The organism is Pseudomonas sp. CBZ-4 (assembly GCF_000346755.1).
Taxonomy (GTDB): domain Bacteria; phylum Pseudomonadota; class Gammaproteobacteria; order Pseudomonadales; family Pseudomonadaceae; genus Aquipseudomonas.
The window spans coordinates 12,233-37,814 of record NZ_ANNV01000133.1 but is presented as its reverse complement, the minus strand read 5'-3'; the positions used below and the strand labels follow the sequence as shown (position 1 = coordinate 37,814).

18 protein-coding genes and 1 tRNA gene are annotated in these 25,582 nt (G+C 64.2%); 16 read left to right on the top strand and 3 right to left on the bottom strand.

Annotation, left to right across the window (positions count from 1 at the left end):
• The first annotated feature begins 3 nt into the window (after nt 1–3).
• A tRNA-Gly gene (locus tag B348_RS0117995) sits at nt 4–79 on the top strand.
• Between the two features lie 63 nt (nt 80–142).
• Here the strand turns inward: B348_RS0117995 and B348_RS0117990 are convergent.
• Both B348_RS0117990 and B348_RS0117985 read right to left on the bottom strand, forming a co-directional pair.
• Nucleotides 143–1,870 carry an ABC transporter ATP-binding protein gene (locus B348_RS0117990; protein WP_017737464.1) on the bottom strand — a complete coding sequence of 576 codons (1,728 nt, stop codon included), beginning with the start codon at nt 1,868–1,870 and terminating at the stop codon, nt 143–145.
• Nucleotides 1,867–3,594 carry an ABC transporter ATP-binding protein gene (locus B348_RS0117985; protein ID WP_017737463.1) on the bottom strand — a complete coding sequence of 576 codons (1,728 nt, stop codon included), beginning with the start codon at nt 3,592–3,594 and terminating at the stop codon, nt 1,867–1,869. The genes B348_RS0117990 and B348_RS0117985 overlap by 4 nt, the downstream gene beginning before the upstream one ends.
• Before the next feature lie 233 nt (nt 3,595–3,827).
• Between B348_RS0117985 and B348_RS0117980 the strand changes: the two genes are divergently transcribed.
• The 3 genes from B348_RS0117980 to B348_RS0117970 are packed head-to-tail and all read left to right on the top strand — an operon-like array spanning nt 3,828 to nt 9,951.
• Nucleotides 3,828–4,712: an ABC transporter ATP-binding protein gene (locus B348_RS0117980; RefSeq protein ID WP_017737462.1), complete on the top strand. Its 885-nt coding sequence runs from the start codon at nt 3,828–3,830 to the stop codon at nt 4,710–4,712.
• Complete coding sequence (locus B348_RS0117975; RefSeq protein WP_017737461.1) at nt 4,709–7,777, top strand: ABC transporter permease; 3,069 nt, start codon at nt 4,709–4,711, stop codon at nt 7,775–7,777. The genes B348_RS0117980 and B348_RS0117975 overlap by 4 nt, the downstream gene beginning before the upstream one ends.
• Before the next feature lie 32 nt (nt 7,778–7,809).
• On the top strand, nt 7,810–9,951 hold the full coding sequence (locus tag B348_RS0117970; protein WP_017737460.1) for a TonB-dependent receptor: 2,142 nt from the start codon (nt 7,810–7,812) through the stop codon (nt 9,949–9,951).
• Nucleotides 9,952–9,987: 36 nt separating this feature from the next.
• On the opposite strand, the gene B348_RS0117965 is transcribed toward B348_RS0117970, so the two are convergent.
• Nucleotides 9,988–12,036 (bottom strand): TonB-dependent receptor, encoded by a 2,049-nt coding sequence (locus B348_RS0117965; RefSeq protein WP_017737459.1) that lies wholly within the window; start codon nt 12,034–12,036, stop codon nt 9,988–9,990.
• Nucleotides 12,037–12,218: 182 nt separating this feature from the next.
• Here B348_RS0117965 and B348_RS0117960 point away from each other — a divergent pair, with 182 nt between their 5' ends.
• The 12 genes from B348_RS0117960 (at nt 12,219) to B348_RS0117905 (ending at nt 25,511) form a co-directional block, all read left to right on the top strand.
• Nucleotides 12,219–13,157 (top strand): AraC family transcriptional regulator, encoded by a 939-nt coding sequence (locus B348_RS0117960; RefSeq protein WP_017737458.1) that lies wholly within the window; start codon nt 12,219–12,221, stop codon nt 13,155–13,157.
• 415 nt (nt 13,158–13,572) lie between these two features.
• Nucleotides 13,573–14,421, top strand: coding sequence for a glycine betaine ABC transporter substrate-binding protein (locus tag B348_RS0117955; RefSeq protein WP_026136869.1), 849 nt, complete (start codon nt 13,573–13,575; stop codon nt 14,419–14,421).
• An 89-nt stretch (nt 14,422–14,510) separates the two neighbouring features.
• Nucleotides 14,511–15,623: a glycine betaine/L-proline ABC transporter ATP-binding protein gene (locus tag B348_RS0117950; RefSeq protein ID WP_017737456.1), complete on the top strand. Its 1,113-nt coding sequence runs from the start codon at nt 14,511–14,513 to the stop codon at nt 15,621–15,623.
• Nucleotides 15,620–16,468, top strand: a complete 849-nt coding sequence (locus B348_RS0117945) for a proline/glycine betaine ABC transporter permease (protein ID WP_017737455.1) — start codon at nt 15,620–15,622, stop codon at nt 16,466–16,468. Before B348_RS0117950 ends, B348_RS0117945 begins: the two co-directional genes overlap by 4 nt.
• Complete coding sequence (locus B348_RS0117940; protein ID WP_017737454.1) at nt 16,465–17,310, top strand: proline/glycine betaine ABC transporter permease; 846 nt, start codon at nt 16,465–16,467, stop codon at nt 17,308–17,310. Before B348_RS0117945 ends, B348_RS0117940 begins: the two co-directional genes overlap by 4 nt.
• A 1-nt stretch (nt 17,311) precedes the next feature.
• A complete protein-coding gene (locus tag B348_RS0117935; RefSeq protein ID WP_026136868.1) occupies nt 17,312–18,325 on the top strand; it encodes a GlxA family transcriptional regulator in 1,014 nt (337 codons plus the stop codon).
• Nucleotides 18,326–18,464: 139 nt separating this feature from the next.
• Nucleotides 18,465–19,187 carry a GntR family transcriptional regulator gene (locus B348_RS0117930; RefSeq protein ID WP_017737452.1) on the top strand — a complete coding sequence of 241 codons (723 nt, stop codon included), beginning with the start codon at nt 18,465–18,467 and terminating at the stop codon, nt 19,185–19,187.
• Between the two features lie 83 nt (nt 19,188–19,270).
• The gene (locus tag B348_RS0117925) at nt 19,271–20,590 is read left to right on the top strand and encodes an FAD-binding oxidoreductase (RefSeq protein ID WP_017737451.1); all 1,320 of its coding nucleotides are present in this window, start codon (nt 19,271–19,273) and stop codon (nt 20,588–20,590) included.
• Between the two features lie 161 nt (nt 20,591–20,751).
• A complete protein-coding gene (locus B348_RS0117920) occupies nt 20,752–22,083 on the top strand; it encodes an MFS transporter (RefSeq protein WP_026136867.1) in 1,332 nt (443 codons plus the stop codon).
• 37 nt (nt 22,084–22,120) lie between these two features.
• On the top strand, nt 22,121–23,023 hold the full coding sequence (locus tag B348_RS0117915) for a dihydrodipicolinate synthase family protein (RefSeq protein WP_017737449.1): 903 nt from the start codon (nt 22,121–22,123) through the stop codon (nt 23,021–23,023).
• Nucleotides 23,023–24,519 (top strand): aldehyde dehydrogenase, encoded by a 1,497-nt coding sequence (locus B348_RS0117910; RefSeq protein ID WP_017737448.1) that lies wholly within the window; start codon nt 23,023–23,025, stop codon nt 24,517–24,519. The genes B348_RS0117915 and B348_RS0117910 overlap by 1 nt, the downstream gene beginning before the upstream one ends.
• Before the next feature lie 116 nt (nt 24,520–24,635).
• A complete protein-coding gene (locus tag B348_RS0117905) occupies nt 24,636–25,511 on the top strand; it encodes a DMT family transporter (RefSeq protein ID WP_017737447.1) in 876 nt (291 codons plus the stop codon).
• Nucleotides 25,512–25,582: the final 71 nt, after the last annotated feature.

The window sequence follows — 25,582 nt, the reverse complement described above, 5'->3', positions numbered from 1 at the left end:
CAAGCGGGAATAGCTCAGTTGGTAGAGCACGACCTTGCCAAGGTCGGGGTCGCGAGTTCGAGTCTCGTTTCCCGCTCCAAACAAAAGAAAAAGCCACTCAATAGAGTGGCTTTTTTTTGCCTGCGATTTGAGCCTGATGTGCTCACTCCAACCGCCACCCAACCGCCCGCTGGCGTTCCCTCCAGAACCCCGCATACCGTCCGTTCTGCCCCAGCAACTGCGCATGAGTGCCGCACTCCACCAGCCCCCCTTCATCCAGCACCAGAATCTGGTCGGCCGCCATGATGGTCGGCAGGCGATGGGCAATCACCAGCACCGTGGCGCGGTGCATCAGCGTGCGGATAGCGGCTTGCACGTAAGCGTCGTTCTGCGGGTCGAGCGCCGCAGTGGCTTCGTCCAGCAACAGGATCGGCGCGCGTTTGAGCAGGGCCCTGGCGAGGGACACGCGCTGGCGTTCGCCGCCGGAGAGGCTGGCGCCGCCTTCGCCCACGGGGGTGTGCCAGCCTTGGGGCAGGCGCGCGATGATTTCATCGACCCCGGCCAGGCGCGCCGCTTCGGCCACCTGCTGCGCAGTGGCGTCGGGGCTGCCGACGCGGATGTTGGCTTCCAGGCTGTCGTCGAACAGGTACACGTCCTGCATCACCAGGGACAACTGCGCCATCAGCTGCGAGTTGGTGAGTGCACGCACATCCACGCCACCCACCTTGACCTGGCCCTCGCTGGCATCGAAGAAGCGCATCAACAGACGAGTGATGGTGGTTTTACCTGAACCCGAGGCGCCGACGATGGCTGTCATGGAATGGGCCGGGACTTTGAAACTCAGGTCCTTGAGCACCGAGGGGCCACTGGGATAGGCAAAGCTCACGCGTTCAAACGCGAGGCTGCCGGGCGCCGTCAGGGGCTGGCTGCTTGCCGGTTCCGGCAGGCCGGGTTCGCGCAGGATACTCACCAGTTGATCGAGGTCGTTGCCGGCCATGCGCAACAGGCCACTGCGCGCGGCAGCTTCGGCCAGCGGGCCGACGAAGCGGGCGGCGAGGGCCAGCAGTGCGACCAGTTGGATGGCGTCGATTGCACCGGTTGCCGCCAGGGCGATGCCGACGCCCACCAGCAGGGCGAAGGCCAATTGCACGGTCAGGCCACCGGCGAGCAACTTGGGAAAGGTCTGCGCCAGCATCGAACCGCCCGCGTGTTTCTGCGCCAGGTTAGCCGCGTGCAACGGTGCATAGCCGTCCCGCGCCTGGCCAAAGGCGCGCAGCACCGGCTGGTAGCGGGCGAACTCGACCACGCGGTTGCCGGCCAGGGTCGCGGCGGCTTCGACGCGCTGGTCATTGGCGGCAATGGCGTTAGCCGACCAGTGATGGGTGGCGTAGATCAGCGGCGCACAGAGCACGGCGGTCAGTCCCAGGCGCCAGTCGAACACAAACAGCGTGAGGGCCACCGTGGCCGGCACCACCACCCCGCACACCACTGGCCCCAGGTAATGGGCAAACAGCCCGGTGACCATCAGCGTGCCGCTGGTGGCGCTGCGCGACAGGCGCCCGACCTTTTCCGCGTTGAACCAGCCCAGGGGCAGGCGCATCAGGTGTTGGCCAAGGCGCTCATGCAGGGTCGTCAGCACCAGCAGCGCCAGGGCAAAACCGCGCATTGCCTGCTGGTAGTGGGCGATGCACGTCAGCACCACCATGGCCGCCAGGGCACACAACCAGGCGAGTGCCGCCGGCAAGTCGCCGGCGAACAGCGCGTGCAGGATCGGCACCAGCAACGCCACGGCCAGGCCTTGCAGCACGGCACTGGCCACCAGCCAGGCGAGGTAACGGTAGAGGCGCGCGGCATGGGCCGGGCCCAACAGGGTGAGCAGGCTGCGGATCACAAGGACATCTCCAGGTCGGGGGTGGTGGCGCGCCACATGCGGGCGTAGGCGCCATCGGCGTGCAGCAGGTCAGGGTGACGGCCGCACTCCACCACGCGGCCGTGATCGAGGACGACGATTTGATCGACCCCGCGGATGCTGGCCAGGCGATGGGCGATCACCAGCACCGTGCGCCCTCTGGCCAGCGCCGACAGGGCGTCCTGGATCAGCGCTTCGGAGGCTGGATCGGCGTGGGAGGTGGCTTCATCGAGGATCAGCACCGGCGTATCGGCCAGCAGCGTGCGGGCGATGGACAGTCGCTGGGCTTCGCCGCCGGAGAATATCGCGTCCTCGCCAATCACCGACTGGTAGCCACGGGGCAGCGCCTCGATACGCGTGTGGATCTGCGCCGTACGCGCGGCCGCCTGCACGTCCTCGTCACTGGCCTCTGGCCGGCCCAGGCGCAGGTTTTCAGCCACACTGCCGTGCACCAGTTGTGCGTCTTGCAGCACAAAGCCGACGTGCCGGTACAGTTGGTGCGGGTCGATCTGGCGCACATCGGCACCCCCGACCAATACCCGCCCAGCGTTGACGTCGTGAAAGCGCGGCACCAACTTGGCCAGGGTCGACTTGCCTGCGCCCGACGCTCCCACCAGCGCGGTGACCGTGCCTGCCGGGCAATGCAGCGTGATGCCGTCGAGGATCAGGTGGGCGGGGTCATAGCCAAACTGCACGTTGTCGAAGGTAATGGCACTGCCTTCGGGCGATTGGCAGGCGGTCGGGCTGGGCAGTTCGTCGATGTTCAGCAGGGCTTCGATGCGTGCCGCAGCTGCCAGGGCGGTGCGTTGCGCGGTCAGGCTCTGGTTGATCACCAACAACGATTGCGGGATCACCACCGCCACCAGGGTTTCGGCGAACAACTCCAGCGGCGTGACCCAGCCCCGCGCCAACAGCAGGCTGCCCACGCCCAGGCTGGCCAGCAGAATCAGCGGCACGCTCAAGGCCATCGATGACAACGCTTCAAGGCGCAACAACGGACGCACCCAACCCGCGTACTGCTGGCTGAACTGGTTGACCGCCTGCTGATAGCTGCGATGGGCCTGGCCGCCGCGCCCGAAGGCCTTGACCACCGCAATCCCATGGACGAACTCGACAATCGCCGCGCTGACCCGGGTCATGCTCTGGTCCAGCAACTGCATCTTGCTGCCGAAGCCGCGCATCATCAGGGCGTAGGCCAGCGCGTAGACCGGCAGGGTCAGCACCGCCAGCACCACCAGGTAGCCGTTCAGGCTGGCCAGCCATACCAGCCCGGCGAGGGGCGTGACGACGGCGGCGGTGAGTTCCACGGCGTGATGGGCGACGAGGTGGTGCAGGTCTTCGAGGTCATCCTGCACCACTTTGCGCACCGCGCCGGACGTGGTGTCGCTGTACCAGCCAAGGGGCACGCGCCCGAGTTTGCGCACCATCGCGTCACGCAAGCCGGCTTGCAGGCGGTGATCGGCCACGTGGGTAAGCCACAGCGCCACGCCGTTGGCCATCCAGCCCAGGCTCAGGGCGATCACCACCAGCGCCGCCCACGACCACAAGGTGTGACGCGCGGCGTCGCTGGCCAGGAGCAGCCGGGCCAATTCGGTCAGGCCGATGAAGGGCACCAGGTTGACCAGCGCGCCAATCGCGGCAAACAGCACACCCAGGCGGATCAGTGGGTTGACCGGGCGTTTCAAGGTGTCCAGGGCAGTTGTCATCGGTGTTCCGTAGGTCTTCTGCGGGGCAAACGATGCTAGTCACTCCAGATTTGACGGCTACCCGCATCGAGTCCAATTCGCCCCGCATTCGACATCCCGACCCCACCAGCGGCGCGATACGGTTGGAAAATGACTTGAATCGGGTAGAGGCCCACCGGTGGCCCTGGCTACCGTTCCAGGCTGCCTGTTTCGTGGGCAGGTATTTCCCCCAACCGGTGTCCTTGGAGTGGCAGATGTCAGTCGATTCAGGTTTGCAAGTGCGCGGTCTGCGCAAGCGCTACAACAACGGCGTCGAAGCGCTGCGCGGCGTGGACCTGAGCGTGGGCCCCGGCATGTATGGCTTGCTGGGGCCCAATGGCGCCGGCAAAAGCAGCCTGATGCGCACCTTGGCCACGCTGCAACCGGCGGACGCCGGCAGTATTCATCTGGATGGCGTGGACGTGCTGGCTGACGCCGATCACCTGCGCCAGCGCCTCGGTTATCTGCCGCAGCAACTGGGCGCTTATCCCGGCGTGAGTGCGCGTGACCTGCTCGACCGCTTCGCCTGGCTCAAGGGGCGCACCGATGCCCGGCAACGCCGCGAGGAAATTGAAGGCCTGCTGGGCAAGGTCAACCTGCAAGACGCCGCGCACCGTGCGTTGGCCACGTATTCGGGCGGCATGCTGCGCCGCTTTGGCATTGCCATGGCACTGGTGGGCGCGCCGCGCTTGTTGATTGTCGATGAGCCCACGGCGGGCCTCGACCCGGCGGAACGCAACCGTTTCCACCGGGTGCTGGCGGACGTCGCCGCCGAGTCGGTTGTGCTGCTGTCGACCCATATCGTCGAAGACGTCGAAAACCTGTGCAGTCGCCTGGCCGTCCTGGCGGCTGGGCGGATCATCGTCGAAGGCCGCCCGGCGGACCTGCTGGCGGCCGAGCAGGGGCGCCTGTGGCAAGCGCCGTTTGGCCGTGGCGAACCCTTGCCGGCCGCGTTGCATGTGGCGGCCAGCCCGCAAGGCAGTCGGGTGATCGTGCACGGCGAACGGCCCCTTGATCCGCGTTTTACGCCCCACGCACCGCGCCTGGAAGATATCTATTACCTGGCCTTGGCCCAGGCCGGCGAGGCGCCCGACGCATGAACCACTTTGCCCTGATGCGCCGCGAAGCCTGGGTGGAACTGCGTGCCGGGCTGCGCAGCGGGATTCCCGTGCTGGTGTTCCTCGGCCTGGCCGGCTACTTGCTGATGTCCCTGACCAACGCCGACTACGTGCAGAAAATGGGCGCCAGCGATATCCCGCGCAACGCCCCGAGCCTGATCTACCTGATGTCCTGCGGTTGCATGTTCTTCCTGTTTTTTGCCTGGGCCTGGGTGTTTGCCCAGCCAGCCCTGCGCGACCGCAAGGCGCAGTTGGAAGAGGTGCTGCTGGTCTTGCCGGTGTCGCTGCCGGCGCTGTTGTGGGGGCGCTTTATCGGCGCGGCAATGGTCGGCGGGTTGCTCGCCAGCGCCCTGGTTGTGGGCTTCTTACTCAGCCCGATCCTTGCCTGGCTGGGCTGGGTGCCAGCGGCGAGCATCGGCGCGCCCGCGTGGTCGGCGCTGGGGTTCGCCTGGGTGGCCTTGTTGTTGCCGGTAAGCACCGGCATCGGCGCGCTGTATTACCTGCTGGCGTTGCGCAGTCGCGGGTTGGCGGCGCCGTTTGCGTTGGCCACGGTACTGATGCTGTTGTGGATGTTTGCGGTGGTGGTGCTCAAGGGCGGGCAGATCAACCCGTTGCTGGCGGCCAGCCTCGATCCGTCGTTGTTTACCTTTGCCCAGGCCCAGGTGGAAACCTGGACGGCGGCGCAGAAATCCGAGGCCCTGCTGGCCCTGACCCCAGGCTTCTGGCTCAACCGCAGCCTGTGGTGTGCGCTGCCCTTGGTGCTGTTGGCCTGGGTCTTGGCGCGCACCACGCGTGAGGGCCTGATGGGCCGCCGTTCCGGCGCTGTACTGGCAGAGCCGCCGATGCGCTTGGCCGAGGGTACCGCGGTGCTCGGCCCCGTGCTGCGCAGCCATTGGCTTCGGGCGTTGTGGTACGAAGCCCGTTGGCAGTCACGCCAAATTTTCGCCCGCAAGGTGTGGTGGCTGGCCCTGGCGCTGCTGATGGTGATGGGCGTGCTCAGCGGCTTTGTCCATGGGGTGTGGCACGCCCGTGGGCCGATGGTGCCGAGGGCGGACTTGAGCTTGCCGTTGCTGTCCAGCGCGCTGTTCCTGGTGCTCGCGTTTGTATTGGCGGCGCTGGTGGGGTTGGTGTGCCGACGCGATGACGTCGAAGGCCTGGGCGCGATGCTGAACGCCACGCCGGCCCCGGCGTGGGTGCGCCTTTTTGGACGGGTGCTGTGTGTGGCGGTGGCGACGGTGCTGTTGGCACTGGTGCCGGGTGCCGCCAGCCTGTTGATCACTGCGCTGGTTGCACCGCAAAGCCTGGCCCCGGGGTTTGTGCTGACCTATCAACTGCTGGTATTCGCACCACCGTTGCTGGAATTGGCACTGCTGACGCTGCTGGTACACACGCTGATCCGCCGCACCGGCCTGGCTTACGCGACGTCGATGCTGCTGACGTTTTTCCTGGTGCTCAATCACGAGCTTGGGCTGGTGAGTTACCCGCCCTATGAAATGGCGATCCCGGCCCATGTGGCGTTGTCGGCGTTGACCGGCTGGGCGCCGTGGTGGCCGTATCTGGCGACGCTGGCGGGCTGGAAGCTGGCGGGGTGTGCGGTGATGGTCGCACTGGCGGCCTTGCTCGCGCCCCGTGGAGTCGGACGTTTACCCGCGTCGCTGCTGGCACTGGGTGTGCTGGGCTTGCTCGGCACTGGTGTGTTGTTGCATCGCCACCTGGTGGAGCAGGGCGATTACCGCTCCAGCGCTGACGAGCTGGCCGAACGTGCTGCCTGGGAACAGCGTTGGCTGGCCGATGCAGGCGCATGGCAGGTCGCCGGTGGACAGGTGCAGGTGCAGATCGACAGCGGGCGTCGGCAGGTGCAAGGGCAGTGGCGCCTGGACCGGGTGATCGCCGCCAACGGCCATCTGGACGCCGAACTGCCGCCGGGTTTACACGTGACCGGCGCCAGCGTCATGGGTCAAGCGGTCGCCGTCGAGCAGGCCAGCGACCACCTGCGCATCCCCTTGGGGTCGTGTGCGGCGGCCGGGTGCAGCGTGACGTTGCACTGGACCGTCAGCGCCAGCGGTTGGCCCGCCGACGGTGACGGCCTGTGGCTGACGCCCCAGGCCACATGGCTGGAAGCGCGCCGGGTGCTGCCGCGCCTGGGCCTGGACCCGGAGCGCGCCTTGCGTGCCCCCGCGCAACGCATTGCCGCCGGGTTGCCCGCGCTGATGCCGGTGTTACCGATGGGCGCGGCCGTGGCGGCGCAAGCCGTGGCCCCGGCCGGGGATTGGCAATGGACGATCAGCCTGGATGGGCAGCCGTTCAGCGGCCACAGCCAACATCCCCTGGACTTCGCTTACCGCCCGACGCCACTGGCCTCGGTCCAAAACCTCGACGGCGTGCAGGTGCTGGCCGATGCCAGCCGCCAGCACACCGCCCGCGAAGTGCGCGACGACCTCACGGCGATGACCGCGTGCGTGGCCCGGCGCCTGGGCGCTAGCCCCATCGTCAGCGAACTGAGCCAGTGGCCCAGCGGCATGGGCGCCAGTCGCCTGAGCAACGCGCACCTGCTGCTGGCGCAGACACCGCACTGGGACGTGGCGGCCAGCGGCGTCGGGCGCTGGGCGCGGCGCGCGCAGATCGCCGAACTGCTGGCGCGCCAGCAGCTGATCAGTGCCAGCGACCTGCGCGAACAACCGGGGCATGTGTGGCTCAGCCAGGGCGTGGCCGGGGCCTTGGGCTTGCTCTGTGTGGGCGAGGTGGACGGTCCACAGGCCCGCGCTGCCTTGATCACGCTGATGGCCGATGACCTGACCCGCGCATTGGGCAGCGACGGCGAGCCCGTCGGCACCCTGGCCAGCGCCCGTGCGCAGGGCTGGGCCGCGTTCTATGCACCGCTGGCCAGCCTCGACTGGGTCGCCAGCCAAAGCCCCGAACAACTGCTGGCAATGACTGCCGCCGTGCGCACTGGCCAGGGATGGCCCGTTTCGATCCAGGGCCTGCTCGGCGCGCCCTCGGAAGCCGTGGTGACCCAGGCGCGTGAGCGCTGGGGAACACCGGAATGAATGTCCTGAAACCCTTATCCCTGGAGTTCTACATGCCTGCCCAAGTCACCCTCAAACCCCTGCGCCGACCGCCAGGCTGGCGTGCCAACGTGCTCACCCAAGCCTTGGCCCTGGCCCTGTCCAGCCAGATGTGCAGCGCGTTTGCCGCCGACTACCGGCCCAGCCCCGAGACCCTCGAACTGGCGCCGCTGACGGTCAGCGCGCGGCTGCATCAGGAGAGCGCCAAGGACATCCCGTTCGGCCTGACGGTGCTCGACGGCCAGGCCCTGGAGACCCGGCGCCTGCGCACCCTCGAAGACGCGTTGCGCGCCACGCCGGGGGTGGACGTCAATTCGTGGGGCGGCGCCAACGATGCCAACGTGCGCATCCGTGGTGTCGGTTCGCTGAACCAGATGAGCATGGATGACGGCTCGGTGCAGCTGAATGTAGACGGCGTGCCGATGTCGGTGCGCAATGCGGCCATGGCCACCCTGGATGTACAGCAAGTGGAAGTGCTCAAGGGCCCCCAGGGCACGTTGCTGGGACGCAACAGCGAAGCCGGCGCGATCAACGTCACCACGCGCAAGCCGAGCCGTGAAGTGCAAGGTTATGTGCGCGGCGAAGTCGGCCAGCAAGGCCAATTCATGACCGAGGGCGCGGTGGGCGGGCCATTGACCGACACCCTGGCCGGGCGCATCGCCGTGCGCCGCTCAGGCTTTGACAATTGGGTCGATGATCAACAGGACGGCGACCCATTGACCCGTCCCCGCGACCTGGCCCTGCGCGGCAGCCTGCTGTGGGACAACGACAGCGGCACCACGGGCCTGCTGGTGGCCGAGCGCCAACGCGCCGAGCATTACGCCGGGCTGGAAATGCTGCGCCCGTTCGGCCACCGCCCGCGCCTGGACTACACCCCCGGCGTATTTGACGGCAACCAGAAGACCCACGAGCGCTACTCCTTCGAACTCAACCACGACCTGGCGCAGGCGCGCCTCACCTCGATCAGCGCCTATACCCGCACCGATTTCAATGGGGTCAAGGGCTACGACCGCAACATCACCCGCGCCCTTTACGGTGCGCCATTCGAATACCTGATCGAAGACACCGCCCGCGAGCAAGTGTGGAGCCAGGACCTGCGCCTGGGCTCATTGCCGGACGCCGAGGTGTTCTGGGTCGGCGGGATGAACCTGGCGCGCTCCGAGCGCAGTTTCGATTCGGACAACTTCACCAACGGCTCCTGGCAACAGCGCGACTTCAGTACCAACAGCTACGCGGCCTATGGCGAGATCACCGTGCCGCTTGCCGAGCGCTGGAAGCTCACCACCGGCCTGCGCCACAGCTGGGACCGCAAGACCTATGGCGCCGACTACGCCAGTGGCGGCGCGGTGACCGGCGACAGCCGCCAGCTGCAAGACCACTACAGCACCGGCCGCGTGGCCTTGGCCTATGCGCTGACCGCGCAGACCAACCTGTATGCCGTGTTGTCGCGTGGCTACAAGTCTGCGGGGTTCAATGATTACGCCACCTCGGTCAAGGACAGCGAGCCGTACAAAGCAGCCAAAGTGAATGCCGCCGAACTGGGCTTCAAGCATGAAAGTACCGGCGGTGCGCTGAGTGTGGAAGGCGCGCTGTTTATCACCCGTGTCGCCGATGACCATTTGCTCGGGTACGACTTCACCAGCCTGGCCGTCAGCGCAGTGAACGCCGACACCCGCAGCAAGGGCGCCGAGCTGTCGACGACCTGGCATGTGAACGATGAACTGACCCTGGGCAGTGCCGTGAGCTACACCAACGCGGTGGTGACCTCCGACGCACCGGGCGTCTCCGGCGGCGATGTGGCCGCGGGCAGCCGTGTCCCGGATGTGCCGCTGTGGAGTGGCAATTTCAGTCTGGCCTGGACGCGCGACTTGCCGAACCTGCTGGGCCTGCCCGCGCCACGCCTGAACACTTTGCTCAACTACCGCGTGCAGAAAAACCGCCCGGCCGACGCGCAGAATCACTATGACCTCAAGGGCTACGCCAAGCTGGACCTGCACCTGGGCCTGGAAAGCGGCGGTTCGGAAATCTACCTGTGGGGCGACAACCTGCTGGATGCGCGGTATGACCTGTACGGCGCCTACTCGACCGACGCAGTGCTGACGGGGATGCCGGCGCGCGGGCGTTCGGCGGGAGTGGGGTACAGCTACGCGTTTTGAAGCGCGGGGAGTCGGCACGCCGGCTCCCCGGTTTATTCAGAACTGATAGGTGTAGCCGACGCCCAGGGTGCGGCGGCGTGCCGGGGCGCCATAGGCCACCGGGTCGCTGTAGAAACCGTAGGTGTCGTAGGTCTGGTTCAGCAGGTTGTCGGCGAAGGCATACACCTCGCCGAAGCGGCTTTCGAGGCCTGCGCGCAGGTCGAGTTTCTCGTAGTTGTCCAGGTTGAAATGGTTCTGCGGGTCGGCCGCGCGCTCGCCCACCAGGTGGTAGTTGAGGCTGGTGTTCAATGTGGTGTCGCCGAGGCTGGCGAAGCTGCCCAGTGGGTGTTTCCAGCTGGCATTGAAGTTACCGCTCCAGCGCGGCACGTCCGGGGTGCGGTTGCCGGCGTTGACGTCACCGGCCTGGATGCCCAGCACTGCGCTGGTGATCTTGGCGTCGAGGTAGGTGGCGCTGGCGGCCAGGGTCAGGCCGTGGTCGAAGTGCCAACTGCCTTCGAGTTCGGCACCGCGGGTGCGGGTGTCGGCGTTGAACGCGTTGGTGGCAAAGGTGGCGGCGTCGTAGCCGAGCAGGTGGTCGTCGTGGACGCGGGTAAAGAACAGCGCGCCATTGAGGCTGCCACGGCGGTCGGCGGTTTCGCTCTTGAAGCCCAGCTCGGCGGTTTTGCTGACGGCGGCCTTGTACGGTTGGCTGTCGCTGACCTGCGAGGCATAGTCATTGAAACCACCGGACTTATAGCCCCGCGCCAACTGCACATAGACATTGGTCTGCGGGCTGATGGCGTAGCTCAGGGCCGCACGGCCGGTGCCGTAGTGGTCGGTGAGTTTGCGCGAGTCGTTGACCGCGTCGCTGCCGGCGAAATACTGCCCGTCATAGGTCTTGCGGTCCCAGGAATGGCGGTAGCCGGTGGTCAACTTCAGGCGCTCGGTCAGCGGGAAGGTAGCTTCGCCGTAGCCCGCATAGGTGGTCGTGGTGAAATCGCGGAACTTCGCCCCGGAGGTGCCGTAGGTATTGCGCGGGGTGTCGTAGCTGCGTTCGTTGCGCGTGGCAGCGAGGCCGGTGACCCAGAACACGTCGGCGTCGGGCAGGGCGCTCAGGTGCACGTCCTGGCTCCAGCTGCGCTCGAAGGATTTGTCCACCACCCAGAACTCGCTCGGGGTGCCGTAGAGGGCACCCATCAGTTTGCTGTCATAGGCGATCAGGCCCTCGAAATCGGCGGTGCTGGTGGCGGTGGTGGAGGTCAGGCGGCTGTTGGCGAAGTCGTGGTCGAGCTTGATCGCATAACGCTCGATGGTCTTGTAGTTGTCATCGAACAGGCCGGGGCTGAGGTCCAGGCTCGGGTCGCTGCCGTAGGGGCGCAGCACCAGGGAGTTGGTCGCGCGTTTGGTCTTTTGTCGCTCGGCGCTGAGCAGCACGTGGGTGTCGTCGTTGACGTCCCACAGCAGGCTGCCACGGAAGGCTTCGTTGCGCGGCTTGGTCAGGGGGTGGTTGGTCTGGTCGTTGTCGATCCAGCTGTCATAGCCCGCGCTGCGCATGGCCAGGCGCCCGCTGAGTTGGTCACTGATCGGGCCGCCGATCGCACCTTCGCTGAGGAACTGGCCTTGCTGGCCGACTTCGCCGCGCACATAACCTTGCAGTTCGCGGGTCGGTTGGCGGGTGGTGATGTTCACCGCGCCGGCCTGGCCGATGGCCCCGGACAGCGTGCCTTGCGGGCCCTTGAGCACTTCGATGCGCTCCACGTCCAGCGTCTCGAACCCCAGGCTGCGCGACGACACGGGCACGCCATCAATGTTGAAGGCGACGGAGCTGTCATCCATCGACATCTGGTACAGCGAACCCACGCCACGGATCAGCACGTTGAAGTCATTCGGCCCGCCGGACGAGTTGACGCTGACCCCGGAAGTGTTGCGCAGGGCGCTTTCCAGGGTGTCCAGGCGTTGCACGCGCAGCTGTTCGCCGCTGATCACGCTGAGGCTGATGGGCACTTCCTTGGGGTCTTCCTGAGTCATGCGGGCGGTGACGGTGGAGGCGGGCAGTTGCAGCGCTTCGGCGGGCGCGTCGGCGTAGGCGGAATGACTAAGTGTCAAACTGATGGCTATTGTTATAGTGTAACTACTTTGCGCGAATCGGCGAGTCGACATGATGGGGCCTTGGCTGAGGGTTTTGGAGAGTCGCGATAACGGCCAAGATGCTAGTGATTATCAATTGCGCGACTCTACCCCGATGTGGTCTGATTCGAGCCGTATCCGGTCAGCAGGGAGATTCAACGATGTCAGCTGTTCAGGCACCCACGCCGGTCTCGCAGATCATTGCCAACGGCTATCGCGGCGAATTCGGCCCCGGCAACCAGTGCCGGGTCACCCGCGTGACCTTGCACGGCGGGCTGGACCTCGTGCGCTGGCAAAGCACCTTTGCGCAGCCGGTGGAGCTGCCATTGCAGGACGACAGCGAACGCATCCACTTCAGCTTCACCCACCGCCTCAAGGGCAAGGCCCATTGCAGCTTTCACGACGGTCGCCGGCACACACGCCATGCGATCAATGAAGGCGCCGGCAGCATCAGCTTCGGGCGCAGCCGCGAGGGCCTGTATCACCAGCAGGGTGAGATCGACAACATCACCGTGATGATCAACCCGCAGTTGCTGGCCCAGTGGGACGTGGAGATTGATCCGACCCTGGGCAGTGCGCTGGCGTGTGAGCATTGCTTCCTCGACGGCTACCGCAGCGGCGAAATGAGCGCCACCGCGCACCTGCTGTGCAACGCCATGGACCTGTCCCAGTCGCGCAGCAGCCTGTGGCTGTACGGCCAGAGCGTCACGTTGGTCAGCCTGTTCCTGCAAGCCCGGCGCAACCTCGCCTGCACCTGCCGCCTCAGCCCCCTCGACCGCCAACGCTTGCTGCACGCCCGCGAGTATCTGCTCGCGGACCTGGGCAAGGCGCCCAGCCTGCCCGAGCTGGCGCGGGAGGCCGGGATGAGCCAGCCGAAGTTGACGCGGGGCTTTCGCCAGCTGTTTGCCAACAGCGTCTACGGCGTGTTCCAGCACGCGCGCATGACCCAGGCGCGCAGTCGCTTGATGGAGGGGGAGGCGTCGGTGATGCGGGTGGCGTCGGACCTGGGCTATGCGAATGCCAGCCATTTTGCGACGGCGTTTCGCAAGCAGTTCGGGATCAACCCGTCGAGTTTCAAGGCCGGTGCGGGTCACGATTGACCTGTCAGCTGCAAAAAACCGCCACTCGTACGAGTGGCTTTTTTTTGCCTGGGATGATCGTTCCCACGCGGAGCGTGGGAACGATCAGTTAACCGGCGCGGCGTTTTCAGCCACTTTTACCGGCAAGACAGCATTCCAAAAGCGACCCGATACTTTCCTGAGAGCGACCTGTCGATTTTTTAATGCCTGCGGTTAAGCGATTGAATTCAAACGAGAAAATATAATATCAATTGTGTTTTGTCTGAATTCTATATGTATACAGAGAAAATACATCCTATTGACCGACCCTTTTGCCCATGCCAGTCTGGCTTCACCCAGCCGCGTTTGCGGTGCCGAATTTACCCGTTGTCCCCTCACATCGACCTCCATCCCAGGAGGCTTGAAACTATAACTACAACGTAGATCGAGGCATGCCATGAAGACATTTTGGAAAACCGTTTGTGCGGTTGCGTTAGTGGGGCTGGTGACACTTCCGGTGCAGGCCGAAGAAAAAACCATCACCGTCGGCACCATGTCCTGGGAAGACCTGACGCCCATTACCGGCGTGACCAAGAAGGTCCTGGAAAACGCCGGCTACACCGTCAAGGTGGTCGAGTTCTCCGAGGTTGGCATTGCGTATGCCGCGTTGACCAAGGGCGATGTGCAAGTCCTGGCGTCGCAGACCGACTACGCCACCCAGGATTACTGGAACAAGAACAAGAACCGCCTGGAAAAACTCTCGCCGGTCTCCTACGGCCTGTACCAGGCCATCGCCGTGCCGAAGTACGTCGATATCGACTCGCTGGAACAACTCAACGACAACGCCGACAAGTTCAGCGGCAAGATCATCGGTATCGAGCCGGGTTCGGGCTTGATGAGCGATGCCAACAAAGCGGTGAAGGACTACGGCTTCAAGCTGCAACTGCTCGAAGGCAGTACCGCCGCCATGACCGCCGCCCTCAAGTCCGCCGTTGACCGCAAAGAATGGGTCGCCGTGACCATCTGGGAACCGTCGTGGATGGCGCAGAAGTTCGACCTCAAGTTCCTCAAGGACCCCAAAGGCTCCTTCGCCCCGCCGCAAGCCTACTACTGGATCGGCCACAAGGGCTTCGCCGCCGAAAACCCCCATGCCCGAGAAGTCATCGCCAGCGTCTACGTGCCCCTGGCCGATATCACCGCGATCAACGGCGCCGTCAAGGATGGCCAGACCATGGACCAGGCCGTCGCCGCCTGGGCCGACAACCACGCCGACCTGATGAAGCGCTGGGCCAATATCAAACAATAACCCTCGAAGCATTTTTGCCACTGCCAGGTACGGACAACGCGTTCTGATCCATTAGAAAAACCAGCCCGACTGGTTCAATAGGCTTAGCAATGACAACGGTCAAAATAGACACCAACGAAGTGCTTGTGGATTGCCAGTCGGTCTGGAAAATCTTTGGTCAGAATGCCAAGGCGGCGATGGACGCGGTCGTCCACAAGGGCCTTGGCAAAACCCAGGTCTTGCAGGATTTCAGCTGCGTGGTCGGGGTGTCGGATGTGAGCCTGCAGGTTCGCCGCGGTGAGATCTTTTGCATCATGGGGTTGTCCGGCAGTGGCAAATCCACCCTGATCCGCTTGCTCAACAAATTGATCTCCCCTAGCGCCGGCAAGGTGCTGGTCAAGGGCCAGGACTTGTCCGCGTTGTCGCCCGCGCAACTGCGTGACGTGCGCGCCAAAAACATCGGCATGGTGTTCCAGAGCGTGGCGCTGCTGCCCAACCGCACCGTGCTGGAAAACACCGCGTTCGGCCTGGAAGTGCAGGGCGTCGGCAAGGCCGAGCGCTACAAGGTGGCGGAACGTGCGCTGGCCAAGGTCGGGCTGAGCGACTGGGCCGCGCGCTACCCCAGCGAACTCTCGGGCGGCATGCAACAGCGTGTCGGCCTGGCGCGAGCGTTGACCGCCGACCCGGAGATCATCCTCATGGACGAGCCGTTCAGCGCGCTCGATCCCTTGATCCGTCGCCAGTTGCAAGACGAATTCCGCCAGCTCACCAAAGAGCTGGGCAAGTCCGCCGTGTTCATCACCCACGACCTGGAAGAGGCGATCCGCATCGGTGATCGCATCGCCATCATGAAGGACGGGGTGATCATCCAGGTCGGCACCGCCGAAGACATCGTGTTGAACCCGGCCGACGACTATGTCGCCGAATTCGTCGCGGGCATCTCGCGCTTGCACTTGGTCAAGGCCCACTCGGTGATGACGCCCATCGCGGCGTACCGCCAGGCCTTCCCGCTGTGTGATTTTTCGCGATTACCGCAGACCTCGCCCGATACCGACATCGACGCCTTGATCGGCCTGACCATCGGCGCCGACCTCGAACCGCTGGCGGTGGTCGAGCACGGCGTGGTGGTCGGCATCATCACGCCCAAGGATCTGCTGCGTGGTGTGCAAGGCATCCCCAATGAGGCCCACGCCGTGGCGCCGGTGCTGGATACCACGCCATGACCACCCCGGATTTTTCCGCCCAGTTCGACGCTGCCGTGGACGCGGGCCTGATGTGGTTGCAGGACAACGGCGAGTTCTTTTTCGAAACCGTCAACACCGCGCTGAACGGCGTGTTCAAGGGCGTGTTGTGGTGCCTCGCCGCGCCGCCATTCTATGTCATCGCCCTGGTGATCGGCCTGTTGGGCTGGCGCATGGTGGGGCTGCGGTTTGCCGTGTTGGCGGCGCTGGCCTTGTTGCTGTGCAGCTTTATCGGGCTGTGGCCCGAGACCGTCAGCACCCTCGCGCTGGTGCTCACGGCGACGTTGCTGGCGCTGCTGGTGGCGGTGCCGTTGGGCGTGTTGGCCGGGCTGGCGCCGGCGTTTGACCGCGTGGTCGACCCGTGCCTGGACCTGGTGCAGACCCTGCCGCCGTACATCTACCTGCTGCCGGCGATTGCCTTGCTCGGCTACGGCCCGGCGACGGCGTTGCTGGCGACCTTTATTGTCGCCGTGCCACCGGCCTTGCGCCTGACCTCGCTGGGCATCCGCATGACGCCCAAGGAGTTTGTCGAACTGGGCGATGCCAGCGGCGTCACCGGCCTGCAGATGTTCTTCAAGATCCGCTTGCCGTTCGCCATGCCGAGCATCATGGCGGGGGTGAACCAAAGCCTGATGATGGCGTTCGGCATGGTGGTGATCGCCGGGATCGTCGGTTCCGGTGGGCTGGGTGAAGCCATCTACGGCGCGGTGCGCACCCTGGATATCGCCAAGTCGATCAACGCCGCGTTGGCCATCGTCATCCTTACGATGATCCTCGACCGCCTTGCCCAAAGCGCCGCTGAATCGCGCACCGGAGCCAGCCAATGAACCTGACGGACTTTCGCTTCTCCCCCGGTGCTTTCCTGGCGCCGGCGATTGATTGGCTGAATGCCAACCTGCACGGCCTGTTTGTGCTGATCAGCAAGATCATCGAAGCCACCCTCGGCGCCATCGAAACCGCGCTGCTCGCGCCTCACGCTTATGTATTGATCGCCATCGTGGTGCTGCTGGCGTGGGTGCTGTCCAACTGGCGCGTGGCCGTATTCGCCGGCCTGATGTTGGCGTTCTGCTTGTTTGCCGGCCTGTGGGTGGCGTCGATGCAGACCATCGCGCTGGTCTCGGTGGCGGTGCTGATCTCGGTCAGCGTGGCGTTCCCGCTGGGCATCCTGGCGGCGCGGGTCAAGCGCGTGGATGCGGCGCTGCTGCCGATCCTCAACATCATGCAAACCGTGCCGCCGTGGGTGTACCTGATCCCGGCGGTGATGCTGTTCAGCCTGGGGCGCGTACCGGCGATCATTGCCACCATCGTCTATGGCATCCCGCCGATGCTGCGCCTGACCACGTTGGCGTTCAAACAACTGCCCAAGGACTTGCTGGAGTTGGGCCAGGCCATGGGCGCTTCGCCGCGGCACATCCTGTTCAAGATCGAGTTGCCCACGGCGGCGCCGACGCTGCTGGTGGGGCTGAACCAATGCATTCTGCTGTCGCTGGCGATGGTGGTGCTGGCCGGCTTGGTCGGCGCGGGAGGCCTGGGCGCCGAAGTGACGCGCGGCCTGACCCGCATGGAAATGGGCCTGGGCCTGCGTGCCGGGCTGGCGATTGTCGCGGTGGCTTTGTTGCTCGATCGCTTGTCACGCGGCGCCTTGCAGCGCCAGGCACGGCGGACGTGACGTGGTAGCGCGACGCCAATTCAGCGATGTCATGCAGTGCAAGAACCTGCGTTATCTCAACGATCACCCCGGCCAGGAAGTGCGCCGGGCGCGCGCCGGGTTTGTGCTGCTGGAGCATTTTTCGCTGCCGGCCTTTACCCAGGCGCTGGACACGATTGTCACCGCCAACCTGATCCGGCCCGAGTCGTTTGCCACGCAAACCTTTGGCCTGGCGTTTGACGAAGTGGTCAGCGACCTGGGCCTGGTGATCCGGCCCGATGCGCGCCTGAGCCTGGACGCGGTGCTGCAACTCGACGTGCTGGTGATCTGCGGCGGCTACCGCACCCCGCTGCGCTACAACGATGAGCTGAGCCTGTTGCTGGGCGCAGCGGCGGAGCAGGGCGTTGCACTGGCGGGCATCTGGAATGGCGCCTGGTTTCTCGGCCGGGCCGGGGTGTTGGAGGGCTATCGCTGTGCGATTCACCCCGAGCATCGCCCGGCGCTGGCGGAGATTGCGCGGCTCAGTCATGTCACCAGTGAAGCCTATGTGGTGGATCGCAATCGCCTCACGGCATCGAGTCCCACGGGCGCCTTCTATATGGCGCTGGAGTGGATCCGCAGCCTGCACGGCAAGACCCTCACCGATGGCATCGAGGACATCCTCGCGTTCGAGGCCTCGCGTTTTCGGCGGGCCAAGCCGCTGTTGAGCGTTTCGGTCAGCGGGCCGCTGCGCGAGGTGATCAACCTGATGGACGTGAACCTCGAAGAGCCGCTGCAAATGGAGGACCTGTGCCTGTATGCCGGCCGCTCGCGACGGCAGATCGAGCGGCTGTTCAAGGAGCAACTGGGCACCTCGCCGCAGCGCTACTACATGGACCTGCGCATCACCGAGGCGCGGCGCTTGTTGCAGCACACCTCGCTGACCATCGTCGAGGTCTCGGTGGCCTGTGGGTTTGTCTCGCCCAGTCATTTCAGCAAGTGCTACAGCGCTTATTTCGGGCATCGTCCGTCCAAGGAAATTCGCCTCGTCAAATAGCCGGTAAAGCCCGCAGGCACAGGGCTATCGACGATGTTTTTACTGTGTATATTAATTGTAGACAATTAGAATATTGTTGTTTTATAGTGCGAATACAGGTAGTAGACCGTGTGCACTTACTACTTAGGAAGGTTTCACCATGGCTACCAAAGAACTCACTACGCCGGCTCCGGTCGAGCCCAGCATCGACCGCAAGGCGGTTTTGGGTGAAGCGCTGCGCCGCCGCATCCTCAGCATGGAACTGGCACCGGGTGCCGTAGTGGACGAGTTGGCGCTGTGTGATGAGTTCGGTTTGTCGCGCCCACCGGTGCGGGAACTGATGCGGCAAATGGCGGCGGAAGGGTACATCGACCTGGAAGCCAACCGGGCCGCGCGGGTATCGGCGATGAGTTACCAGTCGCTGCGCAGTTTTTTCCTCGCGGCGCCGTTGATTTATATCGCGACGACGCAACTGGCCTGTTCCCACGCAACCCCGGCTGAAGTGGTGGAATTGAAGCGCATCCAGGCGCTGTTCCGGACCGCCATCGAGGAAAAGGATGTGGAGAACCGGGTGTTGTACAACGACGAGTTCCACCTGCAGATCGGCAAGATGGCCCACAACGCCTACCTGATGCCGAGCTTGCAGCGCTTGCTGATCGACCACGCCCGTCTGGGCAAGATCTTCTACCGCCACCCGACCACGGTGGACATGCAGGAAGACCTGGAAGTGGCCGCCCAGCAGCATGACGACATGATCCGCGCAATCGAACACCACGATCCGGTCTTGGCCGGGGAAATCGTGAAGGCCCACCTCGAACTGTCCCGTCGGCGGATGTCCGAGTACGCGGCGCCCGAAGGCCTGGATGTAGCGCTCACGCTTTGACCTTTTGATGCAGGCCGAAGCGACGCGATGCAGACGGGTAGCTGTTAGCTCTAACAACTATAAAAGAACCCAGGTCGCGAATAATGGCACTCATCAGAAACACCCCGGCAGACGATTCAACCTGTGGCTGGTTCCACCTGAGCCCGCCGCGCGTGGCACGTGCGCGCCATAGTGGTATCAGCGCCACGCGCTGGGCCGTGGTCGGCGCAGGCTTCACCGGCCTTGCGGCGGCGCGCCAGCTGGCGCTGAACTTCCCGGATGACGAGATCGTGTTGATCGAAGCCCAGGAAGTCGGCTACGGCGCTTCCGGGCGCAACGCCGGCTTTGCCATCGACTTGCCCCACGACATCGGCGCCGAAGACTATATCGGCGACATCGCCACCGCCAGGATCAGCATGGAACTCAACCTCGCCGGGCAGTCCATGCTGCGCGCGCTGGTCGAGCAGCACGGCATCGACTGCCAGTGGCGCGATTGCGGCAAGTACCAGGCCGCCATCGAAGACCGTGGCATTGCCGTGCTGGACGCCTACCGCCGTGGCCTCGACAAGCTCGGGCAGGCCTACCAGGTGATCGACGCTGCTGACTTGCCCAGCCGCATCGGCACCGATTTCTATCGCAAGGCGCTGTTCACCCCAGGCACCGCGCTGGTGCAACCGGCGGCGCTGGTCAAAGGCCTGGCGGACACCTTGCCGGCCAACGTGACCCTCTACGAAAACACCCCGATCACCGCCGTCGAGTACGCCGACAAAACCGTGCTGATCCACAAGAACGGCCGCATCATCGCCGACAAGCTTGTGCTTACCAACAACGCCTTCGCCATGAGCTTCGGCTTCCTCAAAAGCCGCATGCTGCCGATCTTCACCTACGCCAGCCTGACCCGGCCACTGAGCGAAGACGAGCAGGCGCGCCTGGGCGGCGACCCGTTCTGGGGCGTGATCCCCGCCGACCCGTTCGGCACCACCCTGCGCCGTACCGTCGACAACCGTCTGCTGGTGCGCAACAGCTTCAGCTACAACGCCGACGGGCGCAGCAATCCCAAATACCTGCAACGCTTTGTGAAACGCCACAAAGAATCCTTCGACCGGCGCTTCCCGCTGCACCGCGACGTCACCTTCGACTACACCTGGGGCGGTTCCCTCAGCCTGTCGCGCAACCACATGGCGCACTTCGGCGAGCTGGCCAAAAACGTCTACGGCGCCCTGTGCTGCAACGGCCTGGGCGTAACCCGTGGCACCGTCACCGGCACCTTGCTGGCCGAGTGGCTGGCGGGCAAAAGCAATCACCTGGTGGACTTCCTGTTGACGTCCCCGGGCCCCAGCAGAAACCCACCGGAGCCGCTGTTATCAGCGGGTGTAAACATGAACTTGTTATGGGGACAAAGCCGCGCCGGCCAGGAAAGCTGATTCGCACCATCATCAACACGTAATACCGAACTTAATCTATTGATTGGACAACAGCAGGCGTTTCAGCGACTGCGGTTTCTGATTGAGACGGCTTTCATTCGCCTGGATTTCAAGTGTGCGTTGTACCCCGGCGAATGAACGAAGCGAAGTAGGAGATAATAATGACAAGTCCGAATGCCTCAGTTGAGGATGTACCTCTTAATAACTTTCACCGATTGCTCACGGCCCGTTCGGGCGGTGGTTCATTTGTCGATGGTTATGTTTTAAGCATTATCGGTATTGCCATGTTGCAAATAACCGATGCGCTGCAATTGACCGAGTTCTGGCAGGGTTTGATTGCCGCATCGGCCTTGATTGGCGTGTTCTTTGGCGGTTTTATCGGCGGTTGGTTGACCGATAAGTTGGGGCGCAAGAAAGTTTATTTCATTGGCCCCTCGTTATTTATCCTGTGTTCCCTGGCGCAGTTCTGGGTTGAATCGGCGTGGCTCTTGTTTGCCCTGCGTTTCATCATCGGCCTGGCCGTGGGCATTGAATACCCGGTGGCCACTTCGTTATTGGTGGAGTTCCTGCCGAAGAAACAACGCGGGCCACGGCTCGCCGCGTTGACCATCCTGTGGTTCGCCGGTGCGGCGTTTGCCTATGTGGTCGGCAACGCCATTATCAACACCGGCGCCGACGATGCCTGGCGCTATGCGCTGGCCAGTGCGGCGGTGATCGGCCTGGTGCTGTTCGTATTGCGCCTGGGCACCCCGGAATCGGCGCGCTGGTTGCTCAGCAAAGGCCGCGACGTCGAGGCCGAGCAGGTGATCAAGCGTGTGTACGGCACGCACTATTCGCTGCGCGACCTGCCGGAGCAGCCGGACGAACGCAAGATGACCTTCCGCGACCTGCTGCGCTCGGGTTACGGCCAGCGCCTGTTCTTTGTCTCGGTGTTCTGGTCGTGCTCGATCATCCCGGTGTTCGCCGTCTACGCCTTCGCCCCCAAAGTCTTGCAAGCCCTCAACCTGAAAGGCGAGTGGGCCTCCTACGGCTCGATGTTCATCACGCTGCTGTTTGTGGTCGGCTGCATCCTCGCCACCCGGCTGATCAACACCATCGGCCGGCGCAGCATGCTGATCCACAGCTTCCTCTGGTCGGGCCTGGCGCTGTTGCTGCTGGCGGCGTTCTCCAACAGCCATGAACTGCTGGTGTTGTGCCTGTTCGGCGCCTACGCCGTGTTTATCGGCGGCGCCCAGGTGCTGCAACTGGTGTACCCGAATGAATTGTTCCCCACCGAAATCCGCGCTTTTGCCGTCGGCATCGGCACCTCGCTGTCGCGGGTCGGCGCCGCCGTGGGCACCTACCTGGTACCGCTGTCGCTGACCTCGATTGGCATCGGCAACACCATGTATGTCGCCGCCGGCGTGACTTTTATCGGCCTGGCCGCCGCCTGGGCCATGGCCCCGGAAACACGCTCGTTGAACTTGCGGGACGCAGCGGCCTTGAGCAGCTGAGCGAAAACACACCTCTTTCACTGTTGGAGAAACACCCATGAAATTTGAAGGCATCTACACCCCGGCAATCACCCCATTGACCGCCACCGGCCAGATCGACAACGCAGCCTTCGCTGACGTGCTCGAATACCTGATCGAATCCAAGGTGCACGGCATCATCATCGGCGGCTCCACCGGCGAGTACTACGCGCACACCGCTCAGGAGCGCATCGACCTCGCGGCCCACGCCAAGGAAGTCATCGGCAACCGCGTCGCGCTGATCGTCGGCACCGGCGCCATCCGCACCGAAGATTCGGTGGAATACGCCAAGGCCGCCCGCGCCATCAAGGCCGATGCGATCCTCGTCGGCTCGCCGCCGTACGCGCTGCCCACCGAACAGGAAAACGCCATCCACGCCCTGGCCGTGGACCAGGCCGCCGGCCTGCCGATCATGCTCTACAACTACCCGGGCCGCATGAGCGTGAGCATGGGCGATGACTACTTCAAGGCCGTCAGCGCCTCGAAGAACGTCGTGGCGATCAAGGAAAGCTCGGGCGACATGGCCCAGGTCCACCGCCTTGCAACTCAGTACCCGCACATCGCGCTGTCCTGCGGCTGGGATGACCAGGCCCTGGAATTCTTCGCCTGGGGCGCGCGCAGCTGGGTGTGTGCCGGTTCCAACTTCGTGCCGCGTGAACATATCGCCCTGTACGAAGCCTGCGTGATCGAAAAAGACTTCGACAAAGGCCGCAAGATCATGAGCGCCTTCATGCCGCTGATGGACTTCCTCGAAGGTGGCAAATTCGTCCAGGCGATCAAGGCCGGTTGCGCCTTCAACGGCCTGCGCACCGGCAGCGTACGTGCACCGCTGCAACCGCTGTTCGAAGACGAAAAACAGGCGCTGGAAACCGTCATCAGCAATCTCAAGCGTGACGTCGCGCGCATTGTTGGAGGTGCATGATGACCCACCTGCTCAGCGCCGCCGAATACGCGGCCATCGCCAAGGATATCCAGTTCCCCACCACGTCCTTTATCAACGGCGCGCCCTACACCTCGGTGTCGGGCAACACCTTCAGCACCACCAACCCGGCCACCGGTGAAGTGCTGGCGCAAATCACCGCGTGCAACAGCGCCGACGTGGATGTCGCCGTGGCCTCGGCCAAACAGGCTTTCGACGATGGCCGCTGGCACAAGCTCAGCCCCGGCACGCGCAAGAAAGTCCTGCTGCGTTTTGCCGACCTGCTGGAGCAACACTCCCACGAACTGTCCGTGCTCGAAAGCCTCGACAGCGGCAAGCCGGTGCGCGAGTGCCAACTGACCGACGTGCCGGAAACCATCCACATGATCCGCTGGCACGCCGAGCTGATCGACAAGATCTACGACAACACCGCACCGGTGGGCCACGACGCCCTGACCCTGGTGGTGCGCGAAGCCATCGGCGTGGTCGGCCTGGTGCTGCCGTGGAACTTCCCGCTGCTGATGCTCGCCTGGAAAATCGCGCCGTCCCTGGCGGCTGGTTGCTCGATCATCGTCAAGCCGGCCAAGGAAACCACCTTGACCGCCCTGCGCGTGGCCGAGCTGGCGTCCCAGGCTGGCGTGCCGGATGGCGTGTTCAACGTGGTCTCCGGTGGCGGTCGCGAAGTCGGCGAGCCGTTGGGCCGGCACATGGACGTGACCATGGTCAGCTTCACCGGCTCCACCGACACCGGTCGGCTGTTCCTGCACTACGCCGCCGAGTCCAACCTCAAGCGCATCGTCCTGGAACTGGGCGGCAAGAACCCCGCCGTGGTGATGAACGACGTCGCCGACCTCGATTTGGTGGCGGGGCATATCGTCAACGGTTCGTTCTGGAACATGGGCGAGAACTGTTCGGCCTCGTCGCGGTTGATCGTCCACGCCGACGTCAAGGATGAACTGCTCAAGCGCATCGGCGTGCAGCTGCAGGCCTGGAAGATGGGCAGCCCGCTGGACCCGGACAACCGCCTGGGCTCGATGGTCAGCCAGGCGCACTTCGACAAAGTCAGCTCGTACCTGGTGCAGGCCGGCCACGAAAACCTGCGCGTGGTCTTCGGTGGCAAGACCGAAGAGGGTATCTACGTGCAGCCCACCGTGGTCGACGGCGTCAGCGCCGATAGCCTGCTGTTCAAGGAGGAAATCTTCGGCCCGGTGCTGACCGTGACCACGTTCACCACCCTGGACGAAGCCATCGCCCTGGCCAACGACACCATCTACGGCCTGGCCGCGTCGGTGTACACCGACAACCTGCGCCATGCGATCAAGCTGTCCCGCGAGATCCGCGCCGGTATCGTCACGGTCAACTGCTTCGGCGAGGGCGATGCTTCAACGCCGTTCGGCGGCTACAAGCAGTCCGGCTTCGGCGGGCGTGACAAGTCGATCTGGGCCCACGACCAGTACACCGAGATCAAGACCATCTGGATCGACGTGTCCGAAGGCTAAAAAAACCAGGCGCCTCCCTACAAAGCTCCACGCAAGCGGCGATCGAGGCGCCTCCCTTTCCACCGGGTCAACAATAAGAAGTCCACGGCCCAGCTCGTTTTCGCGAAGCTCTTTTCATGACTGCCTATCGTACTGCCCTTACTTCTGCCCATATCACTGCACTGCTGTTTGGCTTGACCGGTATTTTTGGCGCACTGATCCACGCCAGCGCCAGTGTGATCACCTTTGGCCGCGCAGCGTTTGCGCTGCTGGCCCTGGCGGTGTTCGCACAGCTGCAAGACCGTGCGCTGCTGCGCGGCCTGAACCTCAGGAAACTCTCGATTTATGCACTTTCGGGGCTGATGCTCGCCGCGCATTGGGTGACCTTTTTCATCGCGATCAAGGTCGGTGGCGTGGCGGTTGCCACCCTTGGCTTTGCCAGCTTTCCGGCCTTTATCACCCTGCTCGACATGGCGGTCTTCCGTGACCGGCCGCATCTGGCCGAAGCGCTGTTGTTGCTACTGGTGACCCTGGGCCTGGTGTTGGTGACGCCGTCGTTCGAACTCGCCAACCAGGGCACCGTCGGCTTGTTGTGGGGCCTGGCCTCGGGGCTGTCGTTCGCCTTGCTGGCCATGACCAACCGCCGCGCCACCGACGGGCGCAATGGCGTGCAAGTGGTGTTCTGGCAGAACGCCACGGTGGCGCTGATCATGGCGCCGTTTGCGGTGTTTGACCTGGTGGAACTCGATGCCGTTGACTGGACTCACCTGGCCATCCTCGGCGTGCTGTGCACCGCTGTCTCCCAAGCCCTGTTCGTCAAAAGCCTCAAGGGCCTCAACGCTCGCAGCGCCGGCATGATCATCTCGCTGGAACCGGTGTACGCCATCGCCTGCGCCTGGTGGTTGTTCCACGAAACGCCCTCGTGGCGGATGCTCGCCGGCGCGACGCTGATTGTGCTGGCGATCCTGATGTCGGCGCAGGGGGAGGGCAAAAGCGCCGCCGTCATCGACTGACGCAGCGGTGAAAAGTACAAGCGTCTCCATGGAACATCCATTTCACCGCTGACCCGCGCTGGCAATACTGG

Bases quoted from the DNA above. Each gene is read 5' to 3' on its own strand.
- B348_RS0117950 (WP_017737456.1), top strand. From the start codon at position 14,511: ATGACAACGGTCAAAATAGACACCAACGAAGTGCTTGTGGATTGCCAG.
- B348_RS0117905 (WP_017737447.1), top strand. From the start codon at position 24,636: ATGACTGCCTATCGTACTGCCCTTACTTCTGCCCATATCACTGCACTG.
- B348_RS0117940 (WP_017737454.1), top strand. From the start codon at position 16,465: ATGAACCTGACGGACTTTCGCTTCTCCCCCGGTGCTTTCCTGGCGCCG.
- B348_RS0117945 (WP_017737455.1), top strand. From the start codon at position 15,620: ATGACCACCCCGGATTTTTCCGCCCAGTTCGACGCTGCCGTGGACGCG.
- B348_RS0117910 (WP_017737448.1), top strand. From the start codon at position 23,023: ATGACCCACCTGCTCAGCGCCGCCGAATACGCGGCCATCGCCAAGGAT.
- B348_RS0117960 (WP_017737458.1), top strand. From the start codon at position 12,219: ATGTCAGCTGTTCAGGCACCCACGCCGGTCTCGCAGATCATTGCCAAC.
- B348_RS0117980 (WP_017737462.1), top strand. From the start codon at position 3,828: ATGTCAGTCGATTCAGGTTTGCAAGTGCGCGGTCTGCGCAAGCGCTAC.
- B348_RS0117975 (WP_017737461.1), top strand. From the start codon at position 4,709: ATGAACCACTTTGCCCTGATGCGCCGCGAAGCCTGGGTGGAACTGCGT.
- B348_RS0117920 (WP_026136867.1), top strand. From the start codon at position 20,752: ATGACAAGTCCGAATGCCTCAGTTGAGGATGTACCTCTTAATAACTTT.
- B348_RS0117915 (WP_017737449.1), top strand. From the start codon at position 22,121: ATGAAATTTGAAGGCATCTACACCCCGGCAATCACCCCATTGACCGCC.
- B348_RS0117930 (WP_017737452.1), top strand. From the start codon at position 18,465: ATGGCTACCAAAGAACTCACTACGCCGGCTCCGGTCGAGCCCAGCATC.
- B348_RS0117970 (WP_017737460.1), top strand. From the start codon at position 7,810: ATGCCTGCCCAAGTCACCCTCAAACCCCTGCGCCGACCGCCAGGCTGG.
- B348_RS0117955 (WP_026136869.1), top strand. From the start codon at position 13,573: ATGAAGACATTTTGGAAAACCGTTTGTGCGGTTGCGTTAGTGGGGCTG.
- B348_RS0117925 (WP_017737451.1), top strand. From the start codon at position 19,271: ATGGCACTCATCAGAAACACCCCGGCAGACGATTCAACCTGTGGCTGG.
- B348_RS0117985 (WP_017737463.1), bottom strand. From the start codon at position 3,594: ATGACAACTGCCCTGGACACCTTGAAACGCCCGGTCAACCCACTGATC.